This is a genomic window from Clavibacter sp. AC415 (genome assembly GCF_979252985.1).
Window position 1 is genome coordinate 22,513 of the sequence record NZ_CEEDAR010000018.1, and the last position, 24,481, is coordinate 46,993.

The window sequence follows — 24,481 nt, forward strand, 5'->3', positions numbered from 1 at the left end:
CCCTAGCGGACCAGCGGCACCTCGATGAGGAGGGGCGCCGCGGACGCGGTCGTGAGGGCCGCCTCGAGCTCGCCGTGGGTGGAGGCGCGCAGGTGGGTCCAGCCGTACGCGGCGGCGAGGGCGGCGAGGTCCACGCGCTGCGGGGTGAACATGACGCGGTCGATCGCCGCGGGCGCCGCGGTGCGGGACACCTCGAGGCCGTCGAAGATGGTGCCCCCGCCGTCGTTGCCGACGATCACCTGGATGCGCGGGGCGCGCTCGCCCGTGCCGAGGAGCAGCGAGCCCACATCGTGCAGAAGCGTGAGGTCGCCGAGGAGCACGCGGGTGACGCCCGCGGCGGAGGTGCCGGATCCCGCCTGCGAGGCGAGGGCGATGCCGAGGCCCGTGGAGACGGTGCCGTCGATGCCGGCGAGCCCGCGGTTCGCGTGCACGCGCACGCGCTTGCCGGGGAGCACCCGGTCGGCCTCGCGGATGAGCCGCGACGCGCCGAGGACGAGCCGGTCGTGCGGCCAGGTGGCCTGCCAGACGGCGCGGACCAGATGCCGGCGGGTGACGTCGGCGCGGACGGCCGCGAGCTCGGAGCGGGCGAACTCGCGGCGCTCGGCGGGCGTGGTGCCGGCGGGGACCAGCGGGGCGGTCTCGGCGGCGGTCGCCTCGTCGAGGATCGCGCGGCTCGCCTGCACCCAGGTGCCGAGCCAGCGCCGGGCCTCCGCCGGGTCCGCGGGCTCCCCGACCACGCGCACGGCGGCCGGACGGGCGGTGACGCGGTGGCGGGGGTCGTAGTCCTCGCCGCCCGTGGATCCGACGACGATCGCCTCCACGTCGTCCCGCCCGACGAGCAGCGGGACCTCGCGGGTGAGGGTGGGGTGACCGAACACGACGACGCGCTCGACGCGGTCGCCGAACCCGGGGCGGGCGAGCAGCTCGCGGAAGGACACGACGAGGTCGGGGCCGAAGTGGGATCCGCTGGAGATCTCCGCGGCGAGCGGCCAGCCCGCGGTGCGCGCGAGCTCCTCGGCGGCCTCGCCCGCGGCGTGGCCGGCGATGACGAGGGTGCGCGGGCCGTGCCTGAGGTCGAGGACGTCGGCGTCGGGCGCGGGACGGTCCGCCGCTGCCCGGCCGGCCGCGTCCGCCGCGGCGCGGCTCTCGGCGACGGCCGCACCCAGGTCGGGCACGGCGACGGAGAGCGGATCCCGGAACGCCACGTTCACGTGCACGGGCGTGCGCCCGTCCCGGGCGAGCCGGTACGCGTCGCGCGCGACGACGGCGTCCCGGGCGAGGTCCTCGTCGGTCTCCTCCGGCGCCGGCACGTCGACGCAGGCGACCCGGTCGCCGAACATGCCGGGCTGGCGGGCTGGTCTGGTTGCTCGCGATGCCGCGCAGCTCCGCGGGGCGGTCGCCCGTGAGGACCAGCATCGGCACGCCGGAGTGCCACGCTTCGAGCACGGCCGGGTGGAGGTTCGCGACGGCCGTGCCGGACGTCGTGATGACGGGAGCGGGCCGGCCGGACTCGACGCCGAGGCCGAGCGCGAGGAAGCCGGCCGCGCGCTCGTCGATGCGCACGTGCAGGCGGACGCCGTCGACGCGCTCCAGCTCGGCGGCGACGAGCGCGAGGGCCTGCGAGCGGGATCCGGGGCAGAGCACGACGTCGGTGACGCCCTCGGCGACGAGCGCCAGCAGCATGGCGACGGCGCGGTCGGTGGACGGGTTGCCGGTGCGCGGGGACGAGGAGGAGCGGGCGGCGGATCGGGGATTCGGTCGTGGTCACCGGAGGTCAGGCGTCCCTGGCGGCCCGGTGCGCGGTCGTCGTCGTCGCGGCCGGGGCGCGGGGTGGTGCCCGGAGCCGGCGGCGCGGCGGGGTCGTCCTGGACCCGCGCCGTCGCTGTCGAGGTCGGCGAGCTCCTGCTCGAGGCGGGCGGATGCGCTCCTCCTCGGCACCGCGTGCGGCCGAGGCCGGAGAGCAAGGAAGTCCGGGTCGTCGTCGGGACCCAGGCGGCGGCCGGAGGCGCGCGCCAGGTCGGTGCGGTCCTTGCCGATGGTGAGCCAGAGGATGCCGCCGATGAGGGGCACCAGGACGACGACCGCGATCCACGCGGGCTTCGGGAGGCCGCGCATGCGGGTCCGCGGCGTCAACGCGGTGTCCACGATGACGAAGACCGTGAAGAACACGATCACGACGGCGAGACCGATCAGCAGGCGGGGCATCTCGTCATGGTAGCTCCGCCGCCGGGGAAACAGCCGGGCGTCCGGCGTGCGGGCGCGGAGCGCGGCGACGAGGCCGACACGCCGGGCGCAGCTCGGGGCGAAACCGCCGGCGCGCCTCGTCCAGGGCCTCCGCAGCCGACGCCGCGCTCGTGCGAGTTCCCGCCGCGACCGGCTCGTCTGCACCGTCCTCCGCGTGCTCATGTTCGCGATCCCGTTCGGCCTGGTCGTGGCGGTGAACCCGGACCTCTGGCCGCTGGCCGCCGTCATCGGCGCGGTCGTGTCGTTCTGCGGCTCCTCAGATCTCCCTGCGCCGGCAGCGCGAGGCCATGGCGGCGGACCTCGCGGCCGTCGCGGCCGGCCGCCGCAGGCCCGTGGAGGACGACGACTCCGAGGACGCCGCCGTGGACGCCGCCGAGCGCCGCGCACGTGCCTCGGGCGCGCCCGACGTCGCCGCGCAGGACGCGGGCGCCCCGGGCGCCGGCACGCCGGACACCGCGGCCGCCACCCCGCGCGCCGACGGCGAGGCCGAGCGCAGCCGACCCGCGGGGCGCGCGAGGCAGGACGGCATCCATGGGATCGGGCATCGGACCCCTCGACATCGCCTTCACCGCGCCCATCGGCGTCACCGTGAAGGGCGACCTCTGGCGGTGCGTCGAGGTCCCGGGCTCCGCGGAGCTGCTCGGGACGGGCAAGGCCGTGAAGGTGGTGGCCGCCGTCGACGGCGAGCCGCTCACGATCGGCCTCCTGCCGACCGGATCCGGGGGGCACATGCTGTCCCTGAGCGCGAGGCTGCGGAAGCGGCTCGGCAAGGACCTGGGCGACGAGGTCGACGTCCGGATCACCGAGCGCCTGACCTGACGCCCTCCCCGCTCAGAACGCGAACGCGGCGCCGAGCCCCAGGCCGAAGGTGAGCGCCGCCATGCTCGTCAGCTGCAGCGAGAGGATCAGCTCCCTCGGGGTGCGTCCGGTGCACGCGATGATGGCCGCCGGCAGCGCCAGGACCAGCGTGAACAGCACGAGCAGCGCCTTCGGGTAGAAGAGGCTGAAGAAGACGAGCACGCCGTACGCCACCGCGACCATGAGGCAGTAGACGATGCGCGACCAGCGCGGGCCGAGGCGCACCGCGAGGGTGCGCTTGCCCACCTTCCCGTCCTGGTCGATGTCGCGGATGTTGTTCACCATCAGCACCGCGCAGGCGAAGCCGCCCGCCGCGACGCCGCCGAGCCAGCCCTCGCCCGTGATCCGGCCGATGAGGATGAACTGCGTGCCCGCGGTCGCGACCAGGCCGAAGAACACGAAGACGACCACGTCGCCGAGGCCCGCGTAGCCGTAGGGGCGCTTGCCGCCCGTGTAGTAGTACGACTCGCCGACGATGGCCACCGCGCCGACCGCGAGCAGCCACCAGTGGCCGGTGATGAGGACGATCGCGAGGCCGGCGACCGCGGCGAGGCCGAAGAACGCGAGCGCGACGGTGAGCACGGTGCGGGGCTTCGCGGCGCCGGATCCGGTGAGGCGGGCGGGGCCGACGCGGACGGCATCGGTGCCGCGGATCCCGTCGGAGCAGTCGTCTGGCGTAGTTCACGCCGATCTGCAGCAGCACCGCGACGGCCAGGCAGAGGAGCGCCAGGCCGAGGTCGGGGCCGTCAGGACCCATCGCCCGCGCGGCGCCCGCGCCGATCGCGACGGGCGCGACGGCGAGCGGGAGGGTGCGGATGCGGGCGCCGGAGATCCAGTCGCGCGCCGTGGCCCTCCGGACCGCCGCCGGGTTGCCGGAGCGCGCCGTCGCGGGCGATCCCTGGCGGGTGCGGGTGCGGGCTGCGGACGAGGGGGCCTGCCGGGTGCGCTGCTTCTTCTGTGCCACGAGGGGCGATCCTACGCGGCGGCGGCCCGGCCGACGGCGGTGACGGCTAGCGGCTGCCGCCCACGGGCGACGGGGCCCAGCCGGTGGCCGGGCAGTTCCAGCGCATGATCGCGTGGCGCCCGTGCTCGAAGCCGAGCTCGCTGAGCGTGGAGGTCGAGAAGCGCGAGGATCCCCCCGGCCTCGGCGGGGAGGCCGACCCAGGCGACGGCGAGCGCGCGGATCACGTGGGCGTGCGCGACGAGCAGCACGTCCTGGCCGGACTCGAGCACCGGCAGCACGCGCGCGAGAACGTCGAGGACGCGCGCGCGGACCTGGCCGGACGTCTCGCCGGGGGTGTCGCCCGCGGGGACTCCGTCGGTCCAGAGGTCCCAGTGGCCGCGCTCGGACTGGATGTCGGCCGTGGTGCGCCCCTCGTAGGCGCCGTAGCTCGAACTCGACCAGCCGGTCGTCGACCTCGGCCTGGTCCCGGTAGCCGATGAGCTCGGCGGTGCGGAGCGCGCGCGACCGCGGGCTCGCGAGCACCAGCCCGAACTCCGTGCCCGCGAGCACCTCGCCGACCGCGCGCGCCTGCTCCTCGCCGGTCTCCGTGCAGGGGGATGTCGGTCGTGCCGGTGCGGCGCCCGTTGACGCTCGACCTCGGTCTGCCCGTGGCGCACCATGACGATGCGGCCGCGGACCTTCTCCTGCCACTCCGGGGCGCCGGGGATCTCCGCGCCGGGCGATCGCGGCGTCGACCTCGGCGTGCATCGGCGACACGTCGTCGCGGGCGAGGCGCTTGGCGGTGGCGGGGTTCATGCCGGTCATGCGGGGCTCTCCTCCGTCGCCCGGGAGGGTGGCGGGCGACATCCGACTCTACGCCCGGGCGGATCCGGCGTCCCGGTGCACGTGCTCCAGGAGGTCGAGCCCGACCACGCCCAGGGCGTCCCGCACGGCCAGCCGGGCGCGGAGACCGGCGTCGTCGAAGCGCACCATGACGGCGTACGCGACGGCGCCGCGCGGGCCGCGGAGCACGCCCGCCTCCGCCCGCACGCCCGCATCGACGCCCGTGCAGTCGACCAGGGCCATGCCGTGCGCGCCGCCGCGGCTCGACGGCGCGTCCATCCCGAACGCGGCCGCGACCATCGACCGGTCGGCGTCGAGCGCGAGCCAGCCGACGACGCGCGCGCCCGTCGCCTCGCATCGACCTCGCCGTGCACGAGCGAGGCGAAGAGCGACGCGAGCTCGCGGGCGGATCCCACGGAGAGCTGCGGCGCGTCGTCCGGCCCCCGCGTGCCGCGCGCCACGTCGAGGAGCGCCGTCCGGCGGAGGCCGAGCGACTCGGCGCGGGCCCGCACGGCGTCGAGGCCCACGAGGCCGAGCAGCGCGTTCGTCGCGGCCGCGTCGCCGGTGGCACCGACGAGCGACGCGAGGTCGGTGACGGGCAGCGACGGCACCACGAGGTGCCGCCAGAGGCCCGCGGTGCCGCCCTCGTCGTCGTCGCCGCGGTCGACGAGGTGCAGCGGCGAGAGGTCGCCCGAGGTCATGCGGGCCGACAGCTCCGCGAGCAGCAGCACGCGGCCGAGCCCCGCGGCCGGCAGGGCCACGTGGTCGTCGACCGCGAGCACCACGTCGCTCGAGTCGAGGTCGGTGGCGCGCGCCGCGACGCGCATCCCGTCGAGGGCGAGGCCGCCGAGCGCGCGGAAGGCGGAGCGGAAGCCGTCCGTCGGCTCCTGACCGCGGCGACGCGCCGGGCCGCCCCCGGCATGCCGGGGGCGGTGGGGCGGATCCTCCTCGGTCGCGCTCATCGTGCGGCCCGCGCCCCGCGCGTCACCAGATGGTGACGCGGGCCTCCTCGTCGAGCCAGAGGCCGTCGCCCGGCTGCACGTCGAACGTCGCGTAGAAGGCGTCGATGTTGCGGACGATCTGGTTGCAGCGGAACTCGTTCGGCGCGTGCGGGTCGATGGCGAGCAGGCGCGTGACCTCCGCGTCGCGGCCCTTCTGCTGCCAGGCCTGGGCCCAGGAGAAGCGCAAGAAGCGCTCCGCGCCGGTGAGCCCGTCGATCACGGGCGGCTCCGCCCCGTCGAGCGAGAGCAGGTACGCCTTCCACGCGATGGACAGGCCGCCCAGGTCGCCGATGTTCTCGCCGATGGTGAGCGCGCCGTTCACGTGCGGGGCGTCGTCGGCCGTGAGCTGCGCCGGGACGAGGGCGTCGTACTGCTGGATGAGCGACGCCGTGCGCTGCTCGAACGCCGCGCGGTCGGCGGGGGTCGACCAGTCGGTGAGCCGCCCGTCGCCGTCGTAGCGCGAGCCCTGATCGTCGAAGCCGTGGCCGATCTCGTGGCCGATGACCGCGCCGATCGCGCCGTAGTTCGCGGCCGGGTCGCGCTCCTCGTCGAAGAACGGGAACTGCAGGATGGCCGCCGGGAACACGATCTCGTTGAAGCCGGGGTTGTAGTACGCGTTGATGGTCTGCGGCGTCATGAACCACTCGTCGCGGTCGAGCGGCGCGCCGATCTTCGCGAGCTCGCGGCGGGTCTCGAAGCGGGCGGTCGCGCGGACGTTGCCGACGAGGTCGGTCGGGTCGATCTCGAGGGCCGAGTAGTCGCGCCACCTGTCCGGGAAGCCGATCTTCGGGGTGAACGCGTCGAGCTTCTCGAGCGCCCGGCCGCGGGTCTCCGCGGTCATCCAGTCGAGGCCGGAGATGGAGTCGCGGTAGGCCTCCACGAGGTGGCCGACCAGCACGTCCATCTCCGCCTTGGCGGTGCGGGAGAAGTGGCGGTCGACGTAGATCCGGCCGATGGCCTCGCCCATGGCGCCCTCGACCAACGAGACGCCGCGCTTCCAGCGCACGCGCTGCTCGGGCGCGCCGGTGAGGGTGCGGCCGTAGAAGTCGAAGGACGCCTCGGAGAAGGCCTTCGGGAGGAGCGCCGCGTTCGAGCGGACGACCTGCCAGGTGAGCCAGTCGCGGAGCGCGGGGACCTCGTCGGCGGTGAGGAGCGCGCCGAGTCCCTCGGCGAAGCTCGGCTCGCGGAGCACGACCTCGTCGAGCGCCCCCTCGGGCACCTCCAGCGCGTCGCGCCAGATGTCGAGGTCCGCCCACGCGGCCTTCGCGACCAGGTTCCGGAGCCCGGCCCAGGTCGTGAGGTTGTACGTGGCCTGGCTGTCGCGCGTGCGGACGTTGTCCCAGTGGGCGGCGGCGATGCGGGTCTCGAGGTCGAGGATCCGGTCGGCGCGGGCGGCGGGGTCGTCGATCCCCGCGAGACCGAGCATGCGCTCGACGAAGGCGCGGTACGCGTCGCGGATGGCCGCGTGGCCCTCCTCGCGGTAGTAGCTCTCGTCGGGCAGTCCGATGCCGCCCTGCTCGATCTGCACGACGTAGCGCTCGGGGTCGCCCGGGTCGTTGTCGACGAAGAGGCCGAGGAGGCCGCTCACGTTGGTCTGCTCGAGGCGGCCGAGGGTCCGGAGGAAGGTCGGCACGTCGGTGACGGCGGCGGCCTGGTCGAGCTGGTCGCGGATGGGCTCGACGCCGAGCGCCTCCACCCGCTCCTCGTCCATGAAGCTCGTGAAGAGGTCGCCGAACTTGCGCTCCTCGCTGCCGGGCGCGGCGTCGACGGCCTCCTCGATGATCACGCGCACGGCCTCCTCGGCCGCCTCGGCGAGCTGGTGGAACGAGCCCCAGCGGGCCTTGTCGTCGGGGATCGCGGTGCGCTCGAGCCAGCGGCCGTTCACGTGGAGGTAGAGGTCGTCCTGCGGGCGCACCCCCTCGTCCAGCTCGTCGGTGCGGATCCCGGTCGGCGGTGTCTCGGCGCTCATGCGGCCAGCCTAGGCGCCCCGGCCGCGGCCCTCCCGGACGATGTGTAAAGCGTGCTTGACACGTCTTCGGTGTAAAGCTAGCTTGTCATCCATGCGCAGCGAGGTGAAGGAGCTCCGGACGGCCGCCGGCCTCTCCCAGCAGGCACTCGCCACCGTGCTCGGCGTCTCCCGCCAGACCGTGAACGCCATCGAGACGGGCCGCTACGACCCGTCGCTCGCGCTGGCCGTGCGCACGGCCCGCTTCTTCCACCGATCCGTCGAGGAGGTATTCCATGTCGAAGTCGACTGAACGCCGCGGGATCTCCCGTGTGAACGTGCTGCTCGTGTCCGTGTTCGGCGTCGGCGCGCTGGTCGCGCTCGTCGCCGGGAATCCCGGATCCGCCTTCGTGCTCGCCTTCATGGGCGCGATCGGGTTCGGCGGCGCCCTGCAGGCGTCCCGGCCCGGCGCGAGCGACGTGACGCGCATCAACGGCCTCGAGTACCGCGACGAGCGGGACGGGCTGCTGGCGCAGCAGGGGTTCGCCGTGGTCGGCGTCGCCGCGCTCGTCATCTCCGTCGTGGCGTTCGTCGTCACCACGCTGCAGGGCGAGATCCACTGGTTCATCTGGGGGCAGATGCTGGCGCTCGCCTCGGTGTGGGCCGTCGCGAACGCCGTGGTCGTCCGGCGGAGCTGAGCCGCGCGGATCGCCGCGCGGACACGGTCGGATCCGCGCGCGGAAACGCCGCCGCAACACGGCGTCGGTACGCTCGCGGATCGGGGCGTCTCCCCACACACCCGCGCGGAAGCAGGCGAGCATCCGGCCCGACAGAATCTGGACCCTCCACGGCGACGGCAAGGCGGTGGACGCCTCCGCGGTCGTCGGCCCCGGCGAGCGCCTCACCTGGCCGCGCACCATCGGCCTCGGCATGCAGCACGTCGTCGCGATGTTCGGCGCGACGTTCCTCGTGCCCGTCCTCACGGGCTTGCCGCCCACGACCACGCTGTTCTTCTCCGGGATCGGGACGCTCCTGGTCCTCCTCATCACGCGGAACCGGCTCCCCAGCTACCTCGGCTCGTCGTTCGCGTTCATCGCGCCGATCCTCGCGGCCAACGCGGCGACCGCGTCGGGCGGCGGCGGCATCGGGGCGGCGCTGGCCGGGGCATCGTCGCGGTCGGGATCCTGCTGGCCGTCGTCGGCGGCATCGTGCAGCTCACCGGCACGGGCTGGATCGACGCGCTCCTGCCGCCCGTGGTCGCCGGCGCGATCGTGGCGCTGATCGGCTTCAACCTCGCCTCCGCGGCGCGCGACGACTTCGTGGTGGCGCCCGTGACGGCCACCATCACCCTCGCCGTCGTGATCCTCTCCACCGTGCTGTTCCGCGGGATCCTCGGCCGCCTCTCCATCGTGCTGGGCGTCGTCGTCGGCTACGTGGTGGCGGTCATCCGGTCGGAGGTCGACTTCTCGGCCATCGCGGATGCCGCGTGGATCGGCCTGCCCGAGTTCCACTCGCCGGAGATCACGCCGCAGTTCTGGGCGCTGCTGCCGCGTTCCTGCCCGTCGTGCTCGTGCTCGTCGCGGAGAACGTGGGGCGCATCCGCGGCGTCGCGCAGATGACCGACGGCTCGGTCAACAGGCTCACCGGACGCGCGCTCCTCGCGGACGGCATCGCGACCGTGCTCGCGGGCCTCGGCGGCGGATCCGGCACCACCACGTACGGCGAGAACATCGGCGTGATGGCGGCCACGCGCGTCTACTCGACCGCCGCCTACTGGGTCGCGGGCGCGTTCGCGGTGCTGCTCGGCCTGTCGCCCAAGGTCGGCGCGGTCATCAACACGATCCCCGCGGGCGTGCTCGGCGGAGTGACGACCGCGCTCTACGGGCTCATCGGGATCATCGGCGTGAAGATCTGGATGGACAACCGGGTCGACTTCGCGAAGCCCGTGAACCAGCTCACGGCGGCGACCGCGCTCATAGTGGCGATCGCGCCGTTCACCTTCACGCTCGGCACGGTGTCGTTCAACGGCATCGCGCTCGGCACGGTCGCGGCGATCGTCGTCTACCACGTGATGAGCACGGTCGCGCGGCTGCGCGGGACCGCGTAGCGCCGGCGGCGCAGCTCTCGCGGCCCGGCGCCCGGCGCCCGCGGATCAGAGCCCGAGGAGGCGCTCGAGCGCCGGGTCCTCCAGCGACTCGAGCACGAGGTCCGCGCCCGCGTCGCGCAGCTCGTCGGCCGAGTAGTGGCCGCTCGCGACGCCGACCGCGGTGGCCCCGCGTCGTGCGCGGAGGTGATGTCGTTCGGGGTGTCGCCGACGACCAGCACCTCGTCGCGGGAGGGCGCCGCTCCGCGCAGGGTGCCCGCGGTCGCGATGGCCCGGCGGACGCACGTCGACGCGGTCGGGCGAGTCGGAGCCGTAGGCGCCGAAGACGAAGAAGCGGCCGAGGCGGGCGGGCTCCATCTTGGTGCGGGCGGCGCCCTCCATCGCGCCGGAGACGACGCCGAGCACGACGCCCGCGTCGGCGAGCCGGTCGAGCAGGGCCTCGGCGCCGTCGAGGACGCGGTAGCCCTCGGAGACGCGGATGTCGTCGGCGAGGTGCCGGAGGTAGGAGGCGTAGAGGCGCGCGAGCTCGGCGGGCTCCGGATCGCGGCCCATGACGGCGCGGAACGTCGCCGTGCCCACCTGGGGATCGGTCTCCCCGGCGGAGGAGTGCTCGCCGATGTCCGCCTCGACGTCGTGCACGTCGCGGAACGCCATCGCCCAGCTGCGGGTGCCGGACCCGCCCGTGTGGATGAGGGTCTCGTCGATGTCGAAGAGCACGGCGGGAGGGATGCGATCGGTGTCGGCCATGCGTCCATCGTGCTCCGGCGCGCCTCCGCATGACCCGCACGGATGTCCGCTCGGATGCCCGCTCGGGGTGCCCGGAGGATCAGGAGCGGCGCGCGCGGACCCGCTCGGTGGTGCGCGCGATCACGCGGAGGCTGTCGATGAGGGTCGCGACCTGCTCGCGGCTGAGGTCGGCGAGCACCTCGTCCTCGTCGGCGACGAGCCGGCGCATCGCCCGGTCGACCCGCTCGATGCCGAAGGGGGTGAGAACGACGAGCCGGCTGCGGCCGCCCGCCGGATCCTCCTCGCGCGTGATGAAGGAGCGCGCCGTCAGCCGGTTCACCCGGTGCACGAGGCTGCCGGTGTCGGTCCCGAGGCGCTCGGCGAGGCCCGCGCGCGTGAGGCCCGCGTCGCCCTGCTGGCGGAGGACGGACAGGAACTCGAACTCGCTCGTCGTCAGGCCCTCGGCGGCGAAGGCGCCCTCGCGGATCCGCTGCATCTGCGGCAGCAGGCGCCGCAGCCGCGACACCACGTCGAGCGGCGCGAAGTCGACGTCGGGCATGGCCGCGCCCCACGCGTCGATCACCAGGTCGACGTCGTCGTCATCCTTCATCGGGACTCCCACCGTCGCCTCCACGGTACCCGGCGCAGGGCGCGGGGCGGGCCGACGGGCGCGGGGCGGATGCGCGGCGTCGCGGGGCGTCGCCGGCCCGGATCCGCCGACGCGCTCCGGCAGGATGTCGGCATGGCCCGCCCGCTCCCCATCCCCGACCGCCCGCTGGTGCTCGACGGCGGCCTCGGCACGCTGCTGGAGGCGCGCGGGCACGACCTGACGGACCCGCTCTGGAGCGCGCGCGTGCTCGCCGACGAGCCCGACGCGATCCGGTCCGCGCACGCGGAGTACTTCCGCGCCGGGGCGGACGTGGCGATCACGGCGTCGTACCAGGTGGGCTTCGAGGCCTTCGCGCGCCGCGGCCTGGGCGCCGCCGCCACCGAGGGGCTGCTGCGCGCGAGCGTGCGGCTCGCGGCCGAGGCGCGCGACGGCGCCGCGCGGGAGGACGCGGCGGGCGACGCGGCCGCCGGACGGTCCGCCGGCGCCCCGCGCGACCGCTGGATCGCCGCGTCCGTGGGCCCCTACGGGGCGACGCTCGGCGACGGATCCGAGTACCGAGGGTCGTCGGGCCTCACCCGCGACGAGCTGCGCCGCTGGCACGCCCCGCGGTTCGCCGTGCTCGCCGACGCGGGTGCCGACCTCCTCGCCTGCGAGACGATCCCGAGCCTCGACGAGGGCCGGGCGCTGGTGGACCTCGCGCGCGGCTCGGGCGCGCGGGTGTGGCTCGCGTTCACGGTCGCCGACGGGCGGCTGCGGTCCGGCCAGCCGATGGGCGAGGGGTTCGCGCTGGCGGAGGAGGCCGACGAGGTCGTGGCCGTCGGGATCAACTGCGCGCACCCGGACGAGGTGCCGGGCGCGATCGCCGCGGCCCGCGCGGCGACCGACCGGCCCGTGGTGGTCTATCCGAACTCCGGGGAGCGCTGGGACGCGGTCGTGCGCGGCTGGGCCGGTGACCCGGCCCTGCCGTCCGTCGACGCGTGGATCGCGGCGGGCGCGTCGCTCGTCGGCGGCTGCTGCCGCGTGGGGCCGGCCGAGGTGCGGCGCATGCGCGACGCGCTCGGCTGACGCCGCATGACGACGGCCCGTCTCCTCCAGGGAGGCGGGCCGTCGTCGACTGCGGATCCGGCTCGGGTCCGGATCCGGCTCGGGCCCGGATCCGGCTCGGGACCGGATCCGTGGGCGGCTCAGGCGCTCGCGACGGCCTGGCGCAGGCCCTCGGCGAGCGAGGTGGTGGGGCGGCCGAGGAGGCGGGCGAGGTCGCCCGTCTCGTCGTCGAGCTGACCCGCGGCCGTGGCGGCGTCGAGGCCCACCAGGAAGCCGATGGTGCCCTCGTCGAGGCCGGCGCCGCCGAGGATGCTCGCGTGCTCCTCCGAGGACACCCGGGACACGGGGACGGGCTGGCCGACGATGCCGGAGATCGCGGCGGCGAGGTCGTCCTGCGTCCAGCGCTCGTCGCCCGCCAGCTCGAGCGTCCGCCCGGCGAGCGAGTCGTCGAGGGCCGCGACGGCGATCCCCTCGGCGAAGTCCGCGATGGTGGCGCTCGCGACGATGCCCTCGCCCGCGCTCGTGAGGAGGCCGCCGGACTGCCGCACGGCGTCGACGGTGGCCGCGTAGTTCTCGGTGTACCAGCCGTTGCGGAGGAGCGTGACGGGCACGCCGGAGGCGGCGAGGACCTCCTCGGTGGCCTTGTGCTCGCCCGCGATGAACAGCTCGGTGGTGCTGGCGCGGAGGACGCTCGTGTACAGGATCCGGCCGACGCCCGCGGCCTTCGCGGCCTCGATGACGGTGGTGTGCTGCGGGACGCGCTGGCCCACCTCGCTGCCGGAGACGAGCACGAGGGTGTCGCCGGGCTGGATGGCCGCGGTCACGCTGTCGGCGTCGGTGTACTCCAGGGCGCGCGGTGCGCACGCCCTGGGCGGCGAGGTCCGCGAGGGCCTCGGGGCGGCGCGCGGTGGCGAGCACGTCGGAGGCGGCGGCGCCGCGGGCGAGGAGGGAGGCGACGATGCGCGATCCGAGGCGGCCGGTGGCGGCGGTGACGACGATGGTCATGGGGTGCCTTTCGAGTCGTGGGAGGTGCGGTACGCCCGGGACAACCGGACTGACGGCGAAGAGCTTCCCACAGGGAGGTACCCACTTTCAGGTAAGTTGGTCGCATGCACGACATGAGCTTCCGGGTGACCCGCGACCGGCCCGGCGTGACCGAGGGCCGCTACCCCGCGAACTGCCCGTCGCGGACCCTCCTCGACCACGTCACGAGCAAGTGGGGCGTCCTCGTCCTGCTCGCCCTCGGGCAGGGATCCCGGCGCTGGGGCGAGCTCCGCCGGGAGATCGAGGGCATCAGCGAGAAGATGCTCGCCTCGACCCTCCGCACGCTCGCAGACGACGGGTTCGTCATCCGCGACGCCCAGGCGACCATCCCCCCGCGCGTCGACTACCGGCTCACCGAGCTCGGCCACGAGGCGTCCGCGCGGCTCATCCCCCTCATGGACCTCGTGGCCGACATGGCCGAGCAGGCCGGCGAGCGGTCGCCGGGAGCCCCCGCGCGTCCCTAGGCTGGAGACCTGCATCGCCGCCGGGCGAGGCCAGAGAGAGATCACGCCCCATGCCCTCCCCGTCCGCGCCGACGCTGTCGCGCACGCCCGCTCCCACCCGTGACGTCCGCCGCGCGCGCGTCGCCGTCGGGATCCTGTTCTTCACCAACGGCGCGATCTTCGCGAACCTGCTGCCGCGCTACCCCGCGCTGAAGGCGGAGCTGGGGCTCGCCGACGTCGAGTTCGGGGCGGCCGTCGCCGCGTCGCCGCTCGGGGCGCTCATCGCGGGGCTCGCCGCGGGCGTCCTCATCCGCCGGTACCGGTCGGCGCGCGTCGCCGTGGCCGCCACCGTGCTGGCCTCCGTCGGGATCCTGCTGGCCGGCCTCGCCCCCGGCTGGCTGGTGCTCGCGGGCGCCCTGTTCCTCGCCGGCGCCATGGACTCCATCACCGACGTCGCGCAGAACTCGCACGCGCTGCGGGTGCAGCGGCTGTACGGGCGCTCGATCATCAACTCGTTCCACGCGGTGTGGTCCATCGGCGCGGTCACCGGCGGGATCATGGGCGCGGCCGCCGCGCAGGTGCGGCTGCCGATCCTCGTGCACCTCTCGATCACCGCGGTCCTCTTCAGCGCGTTCGCCGTGGTCTCGCTCGCCTGGCTCCTGAAGGGCCCCGAGCCGGAGCCCGGCGAGGGCGGCGCGGCGCACGCCCACGCGCCTGCCGCGGATCCCGAGGACGGCGTCGTCCGCGCCGCCTCCCCGCGCGCGCTCGGCCTCGTGGCCCGGTACGGCGTGCTCCTCGCGCTCGTCATCATCGCCTCCGGCGGCGCGATCGTGGAGGACGCGGGCAGCACCTGGTCGGCCATCTACCTCTCGCGCGACCTCGAGGCCTCCGCCTTCGTCGCGGGCCTCGGCTTCATCTCCCTCCAGGGCATGCAGTTCATCGGCCGCATGCTCGGGGACCGCATGGTCGACCGCTTCGGCCAGCGCGCCATCGCCCGCCTCGGCGGCGTGCTCGTGCTCGCCGGGATGGGCGGCGCGCTCGCGTTCCCCAGCGTCGTCGGCACCATCGTCGGGTTCGGCGTCGCCGGGTTCGGCGTCGCGACCCTCATCCCGGCCGCCATGCAGGCCGCCGACGAGCTGCCCGGCTTCAAGCCCGGCACGGGGCTCACCATCGTCGGCTGGCTGCTGCGGGTCGGGTTCCTGGTGTCGCCGCCGATCGTCGGCGCCATCGCGGACGCGTCGTCGCTGCGACTCGGGCTGATCTTCATCCCGGCCGCCGGGCTCCTCGTGCTGGTCTTCTCGCGCGTGCTGGCGACCCGGCGCGCGCATCCGGCGGCGCAGGCGGCGCCGAGCGCCTCCTAGTCCGCCCGCGCGGCGGGCCGGTGGTCGGCCCGCCGGGCCGATCCGCGGGCGCGCGGATCCGCTCACGGGCTCCTGCGAGTGCGACCGGGCGCGGGTCGGCCCGCGGGAGAGTGGGCGGACGCCCGCGACCCGAGAGGATCCCATGTCGACCGACCTGCCCGGAGGGCTCTTCCCCCTCGCCGACGACATCACCGTCACGCGCTTCGGCTACGGCGCAATGCAGCTCGCGGGGCCGCGCGTGTTCGGCCCGCCCGCGGATCCGGACGCCGCCCGCGCCGTGCTGCGCGAGGCCGTCGCGCTCGGGATCACCCACATCGACACGGCCGACTTCTACGGCCCCGGGCACACCAACGCCGTCATCGAGGAGGCGCTGTTCCCCTACCCGGAGCACCTGCACATCGTGACCAAGGTCGGGTCGCTCCGCGACGCGAAGGGCCGGTGGCCGCAGGCACTCTCCGCGGCCGAGCTGCGGCAGGCGGTCTACGACAACCTCGACGCACCTGACGCTCGACGTGCTCGACGTCGTGAACCTCCGCGTGGGCGCGTTCGACAGCCCCACCGACGGGTCGATCGACGAGCCGTTCACGGCGCTCGCGGAGCTGCAGCGGGAGGGCCTGATCCGCCACCTTGGCGTGAGCAACGTGACGCCCGCGCAGGTGGCCGAGGCCCGCGCGATCGCGCCGATCGTGTCGGTGCAGAACCACTACAACCTGGCCCGCCGCGACGACGACGCGCTCATCGACGAGCTGGCCGCGGACGGCATCGCGTACGTGCCCTACTTCCCGCTCGGCGGGTTCTCGCCGCTGCAGTCCGAGACGCTGTCGCGGGTGGCCGCGTCGCTCGGATCCGCGCCGCTGCCGGTCGCGCTCGCCTGGCTCCTGCAGCGGTCCCCGAACGTGCTCGTCATCGCGGGCACCTCGTCCGTGGAGCACCTGCGGGAGAACGTCGCGGGCGCGCGGATCCGCCTCCCCGAGGACGCGCTCGCGGAGCTGGAGGGGGATCGGCGGCTGATCCGCGGGAGGATGGCGGCATGACCGCGCCCGACCGCCGCTTCCCGCGCCGCGTCTACCGGGAGGGCACCGAGCCCGACGTGCGGTTCACGCTCGCCAACGAGCGGACGTTCCTCGCCTGGATCCGCACCTCGCTCGCCCTGCTCGCCGGCGGGGTCGCGCTCGAGGCGCTGGGGCTCGGGCTGCAGCCCGGGTTCCGGCTCGCGGCGTCGGTCGTGCTCATCGTGACCGGCATCGCGGCCCCCGCGCAGGCGTGGATCGGCTGGATGCGCACCGAGCGGGCCCTCCGCCGCGACCGCCCGCTGCCGTCGTCCGTCCTGTCGCTGCCGCTCGGGATCGCGGTGGCGGTCGCCGGGGCGCTGGTGCTCCTCGGGGTCCTCACGGCGTGAGCGGTCCCGATGCCGCGCGCGGCGAGCGCCCGTACGACCCGGGGCTCCAGCCCGAGCGCACGGCCCTCGCGTGGCGGCGCACCGCGCTCGCGCTCGTCGTCGGATCCCTGCTCGGGCTGCGCGCCCTCCCCGCGGTGCTCGGCGCGCCCGGCCTCGCGCTCGCGTTCGTCGGCGTGGCGCTCGCGCTGAGCGTGCTCGTCACCGCGCACCGGCGGTACCGGCGGGTGCACCGGATCCTCACGACGCGCGCCGCCGACCCTGCCGCGCCGCCCGGAGCCGCGCTCCCCGGCGGCGCGCTGCCCGCGCTCGTCGCGGCGCTCACGGCGGTCGCGGGGCTCGCCGCGCTGGCCGTCGCGCTCGTGCGCTGACGGGACAGCAGATCTGACGGGCGCATCCGAGGTTCCACGATGCCCCCCGGCCGGGGTATCGAATGGCATGACACCGCATGGCGTCCGCCGCGCACCCCTGCGCACCCCTCGGAAAGGCCCCCATGGAACTCGACCGCCGCCGCTTCCTCACCGCCACCGGAGCCGTCTCGCTGACCGCGATCCTCGCGAGCTGCGCGGGCTTCAGCAAGCCCGCCACCTCCGCGGCGGCCGGCACGCTCGCCTTCACCACCTGGGGGACGGACTCCGAGCTCGCCGGCTTCCGCGACCAGATCGCCCGCTTCCAGGAGGCGAACCCGGGATCCACGGTCGAGCTCAACGCCGTGCCGTACGAGCAGATGTTCACCAACATCGACGCGCAGCTGCAGGCCGGCAACCCGCCGGACGTCTTCCGCGTGCCGTACTACACGTTCGGCAGCTACGCCGGGCGCGACCAGCTGCTCGACCTCTCCGACCACCTGCCCGCCGACTTCGGCGACCGCTTCACGCGGGGCGCGTGGGCGGCCGTGCAGAACGGCGACGCCCCCTTCGGCGTGCCGCACCACACCGACACCACGGCGATCCTCTACAACAAGGCCCTCATGGACGCCGCCGGCGTCACCGACATCCCGACGACGCTCGAGGACGCCTGGACCTGGGAGGAGTTCGACGCCGTCGCCGCCCAGCTGCGCGCCGCGCTCCCCGCCGACCAGTACCCGTTCGCGTACAACTGGCAGGGCAACGGCGTGACGCGCTGGCTCACCTGGCTGTTCGAGGCCGACGGCCGCTTCCTCACCGAGGACCTCGCGGACGCCGCCATCGACTCCGATGCGGCGCGGAAGGCCGTGGACTTCACCCGCTCGTTCTTCGAGAAGGGCTACGTGCCCGACAACGACACGATCAAGTCCTCCACCTACGCGCAGGACAGCTGGTACGCGCAGACCACGGCGATGGTCTTCTCCGGCGCCTTCTCCATCCCCGACGCCACCGACACCCTCGACTTCGAGTGGGGCGCGACCTTCGCGCCCCGGGACGTGCGCGCGGCCAGCGACTTCGGCGGCAACGCGCTGGTGGTCACGAAGGACGTGGCGGATCCCGCGCTGGCCGCGGCCTTCCTCGACTTCGTCACGCAGGAGGACGCCATGCGCGCCTTCTGCGAGGGCGCGTCGCTGCTGCCCACCCGCCAGGACCTCATCGACTCCGGCATCGAGTTCGCGGTGCGCCCCGAGCTCGCGCCCGTCTACAGTCGGCCGCGCAGGCGAGCACCGTGCAGGCATCCGAACTCGGGGCAGGTCGCCTCGCCGTCGATGTCGCGCATCATCACGGTGCTGCAGGACGAGCTGGAGAAGGCGTTCACGAGCGACGCGTCGACGGACGACGTGGTCGCCGCGCTCGCCGCGGGCATCGCGTCCGCCGTCCCAGGCGGGCTGATGACCGCGGCACCCGGGGCTGCGGACCGGCACCCCCGCCCGGGTCGCGGGCACGACGCCGGAGGTCCCGGGGCGAGCGGACCGTCCGCCGCGCCGCCGCCGCCGCACGCGCTCGCGCGGCGAGGCCGGCGGTCGCGTGGATGCTCCTCACGCCGAACCTGCTCATGCTCGGCCTCTTCGTGCTCGTGCCGCTCGTGTGGGCGGTGTTCGGTGAGCCTCCAGCGCACCGACGGGTTCGGCGGCGGCACCTTCACCGGGCTCGACAACTACCAGCGCCTGGTCGTCTCGGACACCGGTCTTCGTGGCGGTCCGCCGCCTACACGGTGCTCGTCACGCCGACCGCTCACGCCGCTCGTCGATGGGCCTCGGCCTCGGCGCGGCGGTGCTGCTGAACTCGGTGCTGCCGGCGCGCGGGCTGTTCCGCTCGATCCTCATCCTCCCCATGGCCATCTCGGGCGTCGCGACGGCGCTCATCGGCGTGCTCCTCTTCGACGAGAACAGCGGCCTCATCGACAAGCTCGTGCGCGCCGTGGGGCTGCCGGGCGTCCCATGGCAGTCGGACGGCACGGCCGCGTTCGTCTCGATCGTGCTCATCACGCTGTGGTGGCGCGTCGGGTTCAACATGCTCATCTACCTGGCGGGGCTGCAGTCGGTCGACGCGGGCGTCTACGAGGCCGGGCGCCTCGACGGCGCGAACGGCTGGCAGCGCTTCCGGTACCTCACGGTGCCGCTGGTCGGGGCCGTGGTTGCCGTTCTTCCTGCCGCTACCTCAACGTCATCTACTCGTTCCAGGTCTTCGACCTCGTCTTCGTGATGACCGGAGGCGGCCCCGGCAACGCCACCTCCGTCATCGTCACGTACGCCTACGACCAGGGGTTCGTCACCCGCGACCAGGGCTACGCGGCCGCCATCGGCGTCGTGCTGCTCCTCGTCATGCTCGCCTTCACCGCGGTGCGCTGGGTACTCCAGCCGCTCCCGGGACCTCGTGGACTGAGAGCCGCCCCATGACCACCGCACCCGTCGCGCCCGTGGGCTCCGAGGTCCGCCCCGCCCGCACCGCCCCCACCGACCGGCTCACCCGGCCGGGCGCCCGCCGCACCCGCGAGCGGCGCCTCGTCGCGCTGCGCGTCGTCGCCGCGAGCGTCGTCGCGCTCATCATCCTGTTCCCGCTGTACTGGATGGTCGTCGTCGCGTTCTCGACCCGCGCCGACCTCCTCGGCGGCGCGCTCCGCATCTTCCCGACGACGCTCACGCTGTCGAACTTCGAGCGCGTCCTCGACTCCTTCCCCGTCGCCACCTGGTTCGGGAACTCCACCGCCATCGCCCTCGTGGTCGCGCTCATCACCGTGACCATCAATGTGCTCGGCGGATACGCGTTCGCGCGGCTCGAGGTTCCGCGGCTCGAACGCGCTCTTCCTCGTGGCGCTCGCGACGCTGATGATCCCCGTGCAGGCGATCATGGTGCCGCTGTTCACCCTGGTCACCGGGGCTCGACCTCTACGGCACGTACTGGGCCGTGATCCTGCCCACGGCGGCGAGCGCGTTCGGCCTGTTCCTCGCGCGGCAGTTCATCCTCGGGATCCCGACGGAGCTCATCGAGGCGGCGCGGATCGACGGCGCGAGCCACCTGCGGATCCTCCGCAGCATCGTGCTCCCGCTGTCGAAGCCGCTGCTCGCGGTGCTGTTCTTCATGAGCCTGCTGTCGACCTGGAACGACTTCTCCTGGCCGCTCATCGCGCTTAAGCAGAACGAGCTGTTCACGCTCCCCATCGGCCTGCTCTACCTGCAGGGCCAGTTCGGCTCCGACTACGGCGGCACGATGGCGTTCGCGCTGATCAACGTGGCGCCGATGGTGGTGCTGTTCCTCGTCTTCCAGCGCTACTTCGTGCAGGGATTCGCGCGCAGCGGGATCCGCTGATCGGGGCCGGCGCCGCGTGACCGGCGCCAGCCGGACGCGTCAGCGCGCCGAGTAGCCGCCGTCCACGAGGTGGTAGCTGCCCGAGATGAAGGACGCGTCGTCGCTCAGGAGGAAGAGGACCAGCGCCGCGACCTCCTGGTCGGTGCCCAGGCGGCCGGTCGCGTGCTGGCTCTCCAGGTACGCGAGGGCGTCCGGGGTGAGCGACGCCCGCACCAGCGGGGTGTCGATGAAGCCCGGGCCGACCGCGTTGGTGCGCACGCCGCGCGCCGTGTACTCGAGCGCCGCCACCTTCGTGAGGCCCACGAGGGCGTGCTTGCTGGCGACGTAGGCGGCGTTCTGGGCGAACCCCACGGATCCGAGCACCGAGCTCATGTTGACGACCGCGCCGCCGCCCGCCTCCACCATCGCGGGCAGCTGGTAGCGGAGGCCGTAGAAGACGCCGTCGAGGTCGACCGCGCGCGTGCGGTCCCAGGCGGCGATGTCGTACTCGCCGATGTCGGCGGCCGGGGCGCTGATGCCGGCGTTGTTCACGGCGAGGTGGAGCGCGCCGTAGGTCGCGACCGCGTGCGCGACGGCGGACTCGGAGTCCTCGGCCTTCGAGGTGTCCTGGCGGAACGCGGTGGCGGTGCCGCCCGCGGCCTCGATCTCGGCGACGACGCGCTCGGCCGCCTCCAGCTGGATGTCGGTGACGACGACCGACGCGCCCTCCGCGGCGAGCGCGCGGGAGATGGCGGCGCCGATGCCGCTGCCGCCGCCGGTGACGAGCGCGGTCTTGGTGTCGAACCTGGCCATGGTGTCCTCCTCGGATGGATGCGCGAGACGGCTCCGCAGCGCGGGCCCCGCCGGAGCAGTCGGCCACCATCGACGGTACGCCCAGGTCCCGGCACGGCATCGAGCGGCGCCCCGGCCCCGGACAGGGCCGGGGCGCCGGGACGCCGGACCCCGGGGTCAGTCGAGGTAGCGGATGGTGCCGTAGCTGAAGTCGCACACGCCGGGGAACGGCTCGCCCTTGCCCGGGATCTTCACCGCGGGCCCTCCGCCCGGCACGGTGTTCGAGCGCCAGCAGATCTGGTAGGCGCTTGCCCGCGATCGTGAGGTCCTGCAGGTGCGCCCGGTCCCCCTGGTCCTGGTTCACCCCGACGACCTTGTAGCTCCCGTCCTCGATGTAGACGTCCCGGATGTCGAACCGGTGCCGGTGCTGCGAGGGGCACGTGCCGCACGCCCGGAGGAGCGTGCCGATGTGGGAGATCCTGCGTAGTGCGAGATGTCGACGTCGCCGGCGCCGTCGACCTGCACGACCTTGTCGTACGCGGCAACCTCGGGCCGCCGCCGTGGATGGTGACGACCGACGAGGCCGGGGACCCCTCCACGAGCGTGATCGCGTCCTCGCCCACGTGCTGGAAGTAGACGTCGTCGATCGTGCACGAGGCCAGGCAGTGCAGCCCGTCGGCCGCCTCGAGGCCGACGACGGCGTTCTTGATGGTGGCGCCCGGCTCCAGGACGACGACCGGCTGCTGGAACTCGTTCGGGCCGGTCGTGCGCCCGTTGATGAGCGCGAAGTGGAAGTCGCGGGGTCTGCCCGGCGGGGATGACGATGGGCGAGCCGGTCGCCGGGATGACGGAGGTGGGGGTCGGGAACGCTCGGCATCGCGTCTATGGAGGAGCCGATCGCCGACGGGCCGGCCGCGTGGGCGGGGGCCGCGGGCGCCGCAGCGGCGCCGCCGCCGACGAGCGCGGCGAGCGCCAGCCCGACGAGGAGCAGGGCGACGGCGCCGGAGGCCGGCGCGGCGGGCCGGATCGGGGACGGGTGCGGGGGCGGCGCGGGGGGTGCGGAACGGGGTCATGCGGATCCTCATCTCAGGAGCGGAGACGTCTCTCGTCCCGCCCCGACGGAGGGTAGGGGGAACGGCACGCCGCGCGAGCGGACCGCCCCCGGCCGTCCACTCGGGGTTCACCCGGCGTCCACCGCCACGTCGGAGGGCTGCCCGGGGGCGGCCGTAGCTTGCGAGCGTGATGCGTCCGCCGGCACCCGGAGCAGACGCCCGAGATCGATGGAGACCCCACATGACCCTCACCCGTGAGACCCACCACCGGCTGCTGCCGATCCTGTGGCGCGATCCCCACGCCCGCGGCAAGCGCAGCACCGTGACCTGCCACCTCAAGTGCGACGACGCGTGCACGAAGCCCGTCCCCAACGTCAGCGACAACTCCTACTTCCGCGACATCGCGGGCCGCGCCCTCTCGCGCCGCACGCTGCTCGGCGGCGCCGGAGCCGGAGCCCTCGCGATCCTCGTGGCGCAGAACGCCGCAGCGCCGGGCGCCGAGGCCGCCGCCGCGCAGGCCGCGTCGAACCTGCCCTTCACGGCGATCACGCCCGTCGACGCGTCGATCGACCAGTTCACCGTGCCCACCGGACACCCGCTGGGCGCCCATCATCCGCTGGGGCGACCCGATCTTCAGCTACGCCGACGACTTCGACGCCGACAACCAGTACCGCCCGGCTCGCCGCGCGCCAGTTCGGCTACAACGACGACTACCTCGACATCATCCCGATCAACTCGCGGAACAAGGAGGCGCTCCTCGTCGCCAACCACGAGTACACGAACGAGAACATCATGTTCCCGCCCGCGGCCGACGACGCCGAGCGCGACGAGCAGCGCCGCATCGGCAAGCGCCCTCGCACGGCATGTCCGTCGTCGCGCTCCGTCGCAAGACGGTCGGGCAGCCGTGGACCTACACGGTCGGCCACCACCGCAACCGCCGCATCACCGCGGACACGCCCTTCACCGTGACCGGGCCCGTCGCCGGATCCGCCGCGCTCCGCACGCAGGCCGACCCGAAGGGCACCACGATCCTCGGCACGCTCGGCAACTGCGCCGGCGGCACCACCCCGTGGGGACCCCGGCGCTCTCGGGCGAGGAGAACTTCAACGGGTACTTCCGCACCGCCGGCACCTCGGCCGCCGACAAGCGCTACGGCCTCGGGGACAAGGCCACGAGCCGCGGCTGGGAGTCGATCGACCCCCGCTTCGACGCCCGCACCCCCGGCTACGAGACGCGAGCCGAACCGCTTCGGCGACATCGCGGAGGTCGACCCGTTTTCGAGCCGGCGAAGGCGCCTGTCAAGCACACCGCGCTCGGCCGCTTCAAGCACGAGGGCGCGAACGTCATCGCCGGGAAGAGCGGCCACGTCGCCGCGTACATGGGCGACGACGAGCGCTTCGACTACCTCTACAAGTTCGTGTCGCACGACACGATGGTCACCGGCACGACGCGCCAGGACCGCCGCCGCAACAAGCAGCTGCTCACGCGCGGTTCGCTCTACGTGGCGCGCTTCACGGGCGACTCGCCCGTCGCGGAGATCACCGGCACCGGCGCAAGACGCGGCCCTCCGACGGGCAGTTCGACGGCATCGGCGAGTGGATCGCGATCGCGGTCGACGGCGCTCTGCCCCGTCCCCGGCTTCACCATCTCGAGGACGCGCTCATCCGCACCCGCCTCGTGGCGGACGCCGTCGGCGCGACGAAGATGGACCGCTGCGAGGACGTGCAGCCGAGCCCCGTCACGGGCAAGGTCTACGTCGCCTGCACCAACAACACCGACCGCGGCAAGGCCGGCAAGGAGGGCGCCACGGAGATGAACCCGCGGACCACCAACCGCGACGGCCACATCGTCGAGGTCATCGAGGACGGCGGCGACCTCCCGCTCGACCACCTTCACCTGGAACCTGCTCCTCGTCGCGGGCGACCCGGCGAAGAACGAGGGCACCTACTTCGCGGGCTTCCCGAAGGACAAGGTCTCGCCCATCAGCTGCCCCGACAACGTCGCGTTCGACTCCGCGGGCGACCTCTGGATCTCCACCGACGGCGCGCCGAGCACCATCGGCCTCAACGACGGCCTGTTCAAGGTCCCGCTGGAGGGCGCCGAGCGCGGCCACGTGCAGCAGTTCCTCTCCGTGCCCACCGAGGCGGAGACCTGCGGCCCGGTCGTGCACGACACCGAGGGCATGGTGTTCGTCGCCGTGCAGCACCCGGGCGAGGACGGCTCGTTCGCCGAGCAGCACTCGTTCTTCCCCGACTACGTGCCCGCCGGCGTCACCCCGCCGAAGGGCGCGTGGCGCGGACCGCGTCCGTCGGTCATCCAGGTGTGGCGGGGCTGATCCGCTGCACCGATCCGGTCGCCGGCGGCGGCGGATCACGAGGGC

The 24,481-nt window shown here is 74.2% G+C and carries 19 protein-coding genes and 9 pseudogenes; 16 read left to right on the top strand and 12 right to left on the bottom strand.

Annotation, left to right across the window (positions count from 1 at the left end; all coding sequences use genetic code 11):
* Positions 1-2: 2 nt before the first annotated feature.
* Together menD and ACZ411_RS10995 are read right to left on the bottom strand one after the other, a co-directional pair.
* A pseudogene (menD, locus tag ACZ411_RS10990) lies at positions 3-1,683 on the bottom strand (2-succinyl-5-enolpyruvyl-6-hydroxy-3-cyclohexene-1-carboxylic-acid synthase).
* 81 nt (positions 1,684-1,764) lie between these two features.
* A complete protein-coding gene (locus tag ACZ411_RS10995) occupies positions 1,765-2,205 on the bottom strand; it encodes a PLD nuclease N-terminal domain-containing protein (protein ID WP_464170589.1) in 441 nt (146 codons plus the stop codon).
* Between the two features lie 570 nt (positions 2,206-2,775).
* Between ACZ411_RS10995 and ACZ411_RS11000 the strand changes: the two genes are divergently transcribed.
* On the top strand, positions 2,776-3,063 hold the full coding sequence (locus ACZ411_RS11000) for a DUF1905 domain-containing protein (RefSeq protein WP_464170591.1): 288 nt from the start codon (positions 2,776-2,778) through the stop codon (positions 3,061-3,063).
* A gap of 12 nt (positions 3,064-3,075) precedes the next feature.
* On the opposite strand, the pseudogene ACZ411_RS11005 reads toward ACZ411_RS11000, so the two are convergent.
* The 4 genes and pseudogenes from ACZ411_RS11005 to ACZ411_RS11020 all read right to left on the bottom strand — a co-directional run bounded on the left by ACZ411_RS11005 (position 3,076) and on the right by ACZ411_RS11020 (position 7,858).
* Positions 3,076-4,066: pseudogene (locus ACZ411_RS11005) on the bottom strand (1,4-dihydroxy-2-naphthoate polyprenyltransferase).
* 11 nt (positions 4,067-4,077) lie between these two features.
* Positions 4,078-4,725 carry a histidine phosphatase family protein gene (locus ACZ411_RS11010; RefSeq protein WP_464170593.1) on the bottom strand — a complete coding sequence of 216 codons (648 nt, stop codon included), beginning with the start codon at positions 4,723-4,725 and terminating at the stop codon, positions 4,078-4,080.
* Positions 4,726-4,866: 141 nt separating this feature from the next.
* Entirely contained in the window at positions 4,867-5,850 is a 984-nt protein-coding gene (locus tag ACZ411_RS11015) for a serine hydrolase (RefSeq protein ID WP_464170595.1), read from the bottom strand.
* Positions 5,851-5,872: 22 nt separating this feature from the next.
* A complete protein-coding gene (locus tag ACZ411_RS11020; protein ID WP_464170597.1) occupies positions 5,873-7,858 on the bottom strand; it encodes a M13 family metallopeptidase in 1,986 nt (661 codons plus the stop codon).
* Positions 7,859-7,949: 91 nt separating this feature from the next.
* Here ACZ411_RS11020 and ACZ411_RS11025 point away from each other — a divergent pair, with 91 nt between their 5' ends.
* From ACZ411_RS11025 to ACZ411_RS11035, 3 genes and pseudogenes are all read left to right on the top strand, one after another.
* Positions 7,950-8,147: a helix-turn-helix transcriptional regulator gene (locus tag ACZ411_RS11025; protein WP_464170599.1), complete on the top strand. Its 198-nt coding sequence runs from the start codon at positions 7,950-7,952 to the stop codon at positions 8,145-8,147.
* The gene (locus ACZ411_RS11030; protein ID WP_094116729.1) at positions 8,131-8,532 is read left to right on the top strand and encodes a hypothetical protein; all 402 of its coding nucleotides are present in this window, start codon (positions 8,131-8,133) and stop codon (positions 8,530-8,532) included. Before ACZ411_RS11025 ends, ACZ411_RS11030 begins: the two co-directional genes overlap by 17 nt.
* 136 nt (positions 8,533-8,668) lie before the next feature.
* Positions 8,669-9,941: pseudogene (locus ACZ411_RS11035) on the top strand (uracil-xanthine permease family protein).
* Positions 9,942-9,986: 45 nt separating this feature from the next.
* Here the strand turns inward: ACZ411_RS11035 and ACZ411_RS11040 are convergent.
* Entirely contained in the window at positions 9,987-10,685 is a 699-nt protein-coding gene (locus tag ACZ411_RS11040) for an HAD family hydrolase (protein WP_464170602.1), read from the bottom strand.
* A 79-nt stretch (positions 10,686-10,764) separates the two neighbouring features.
* Positions 10,765-11,274 (bottom strand): MarR family winged helix-turn-helix transcriptional regulator, encoded by a 510-nt coding sequence (locus ACZ411_RS11045; protein WP_094116732.1) that lies wholly within the window; start codon positions 11,272-11,274, stop codon positions 10,765-10,767.
* 132 nt (positions 11,275-11,406) lie between these two features.
* Here ACZ411_RS11045 and mmuM point away from each other — a divergent pair, with 132 nt between their 5' ends.
* Entirely contained in the window at positions 11,407-12,339 is a 933-nt protein-coding gene (mmuM, locus tag ACZ411_RS11050; RefSeq protein ID WP_464170605.1) for a homocysteine S-methyltransferase, read from the top strand.
* Between the two features lie 119 nt (positions 12,340-12,458).
* On the opposite strand, the pseudogene ACZ411_RS11055 reads toward mmuM, so the two are convergent.
* Positions 12,459-13,323: pseudogene (locus ACZ411_RS11055) on the bottom strand (NAD(P)H-binding protein).
* A gap of 104 nt (positions 13,324-13,427) precedes the next feature.
* Here ACZ411_RS11055 and ACZ411_RS11060 point away from each other — a divergent pair.
* From ACZ411_RS11060 to ACZ411_RS11100, 9 genes and pseudogenes are all read left to right on the top strand, one after another.
* A complete protein-coding gene (locus tag ACZ411_RS11060) occupies positions 13,428-13,826 on the top strand; it encodes a winged helix-turn-helix transcriptional regulator (RefSeq protein ID WP_464170607.1) in 399 nt (132 codons plus the stop codon).
* A 50-nt stretch (positions 13,827-13,876) separates the two neighbouring features.
* Positions 13,877-15,166: an MFS transporter gene (locus tag ACZ411_RS11065; RefSeq protein WP_464170609.1), complete on the top strand. Its 1,290-nt coding sequence runs from the start codon at positions 13,877-13,879 to the stop codon at positions 15,164-15,166.
* Between the two features lie 142 nt (positions 15,167-15,308).
* A pseudogene (locus ACZ411_RS11070) lies at positions 15,309-16,200 on the top strand (oxidoreductase).
* Entirely contained in the window at positions 16,197-16,565 is a 369-nt protein-coding gene (locus ACZ411_RS11075) for a YidH family protein (RefSeq protein ID WP_464170611.1), read from the top strand. Before ACZ411_RS11070 ends, ACZ411_RS11075 begins: the two are co-directional and overlap by 4 nt.
* Positions 16,562-16,933: a DUF202 domain-containing protein gene (locus ACZ411_RS11080; protein WP_104289398.1), complete on the top strand. Its 372-nt coding sequence runs from the start codon at positions 16,562-16,564 to the stop codon at positions 16,931-16,933. The genes ACZ411_RS11075 and ACZ411_RS11080 overlap by 4 nt, the downstream gene beginning before the upstream one ends.
* A 122-nt stretch (positions 16,934-17,055) precedes the next feature.
* A pseudogene (locus tag ACZ411_RS11085) lies at positions 17,056-18,120 on the top strand (ABC transporter substrate-binding protein); the annotation flags it as partial.
* A gap of 598 nt (positions 18,121-18,718) precedes the next feature.
* Complete coding sequence (locus ACZ411_RS11090) at positions 18,719-19,174, top strand: carbohydrate ABC transporter permease (RefSeq protein WP_464171116.1); 456 nt, start codon at positions 18,719-18,721, stop codon at positions 19,172-19,174.
* Between the two features lie 190 nt (positions 19,175-19,364).
* Positions 19,365-19,880: an ABC transporter permease family protein gene (locus tag ACZ411_RS11095; protein ID WP_464170614.1), complete on the top strand. Its 516-nt coding sequence runs from the start codon at positions 19,365-19,367 to the stop codon at positions 19,878-19,880.
* On the top strand, positions 19,877-20,278 hold the full coding sequence (locus ACZ411_RS11100) for a carbohydrate ABC transporter permease (protein WP_464170616.1): 402 nt from the start codon (positions 19,877-19,879) through the stop codon (positions 20,276-20,278). Before ACZ411_RS11095 ends, ACZ411_RS11100 begins: the two co-directional genes overlap by 4 nt.
* Before the next feature lie 39 nt (positions 20,279-20,317).
* Here the strand turns inward: ACZ411_RS11100 and ACZ411_RS11105 are convergent, their stop codons facing one another.
* Both ACZ411_RS11105 and ACZ411_RS11110 read right to left on the bottom strand, forming a co-directional pair.
* On the bottom strand, positions 20,318-21,070 hold the full coding sequence (locus ACZ411_RS11105) for an SDR family NAD(P)-dependent oxidoreductase (protein ID WP_317229855.1): 753 nt from the start codon (positions 21,068-21,070) through the stop codon (positions 20,318-20,320).
* Between the two features lie 358 nt (positions 21,071-21,428).
* Positions 21,429-21,527: pseudogene (locus ACZ411_RS11110) on the bottom strand (pectate lyase); the annotation flags it as partial.
* A gap of 8 nt (positions 21,528-21,535) precedes the next feature.
* On the opposite strand from ACZ411_RS11110, the gene ACZ411_RS11115 reads away from it, so the two are divergent.
* Entirely contained in the window at positions 21,536-21,685 is a 150-nt protein-coding gene (locus ACZ411_RS11115; protein WP_464171156.1) for a hypothetical protein, read from the top strand.
* Here ACZ411_RS11115 and ACZ411_RS11120 read toward each other — a convergent pair.
* Positions 21,661-22,344: pseudogene (locus tag ACZ411_RS11120) on the bottom strand (pectate lyase); the annotation flags it as partial. The gene ACZ411_RS11115 and the pseudogene ACZ411_RS11120 sit on opposite strands and share 25 nt — an antisense overlap.
* On the opposite strand from ACZ411_RS11120, the pseudogene ACZ411_RS11125 reads away from it, so the two are divergent.
* A pseudogene (locus ACZ411_RS11125) lies at positions 22,343-24,436 on the top strand (PhoX family protein). The pseudogenes ACZ411_RS11120 and ACZ411_RS11125 overlap by 2 nt on opposite strands.
* Positions 24,437-24,481 lie beyond the last annotated feature (45 nt).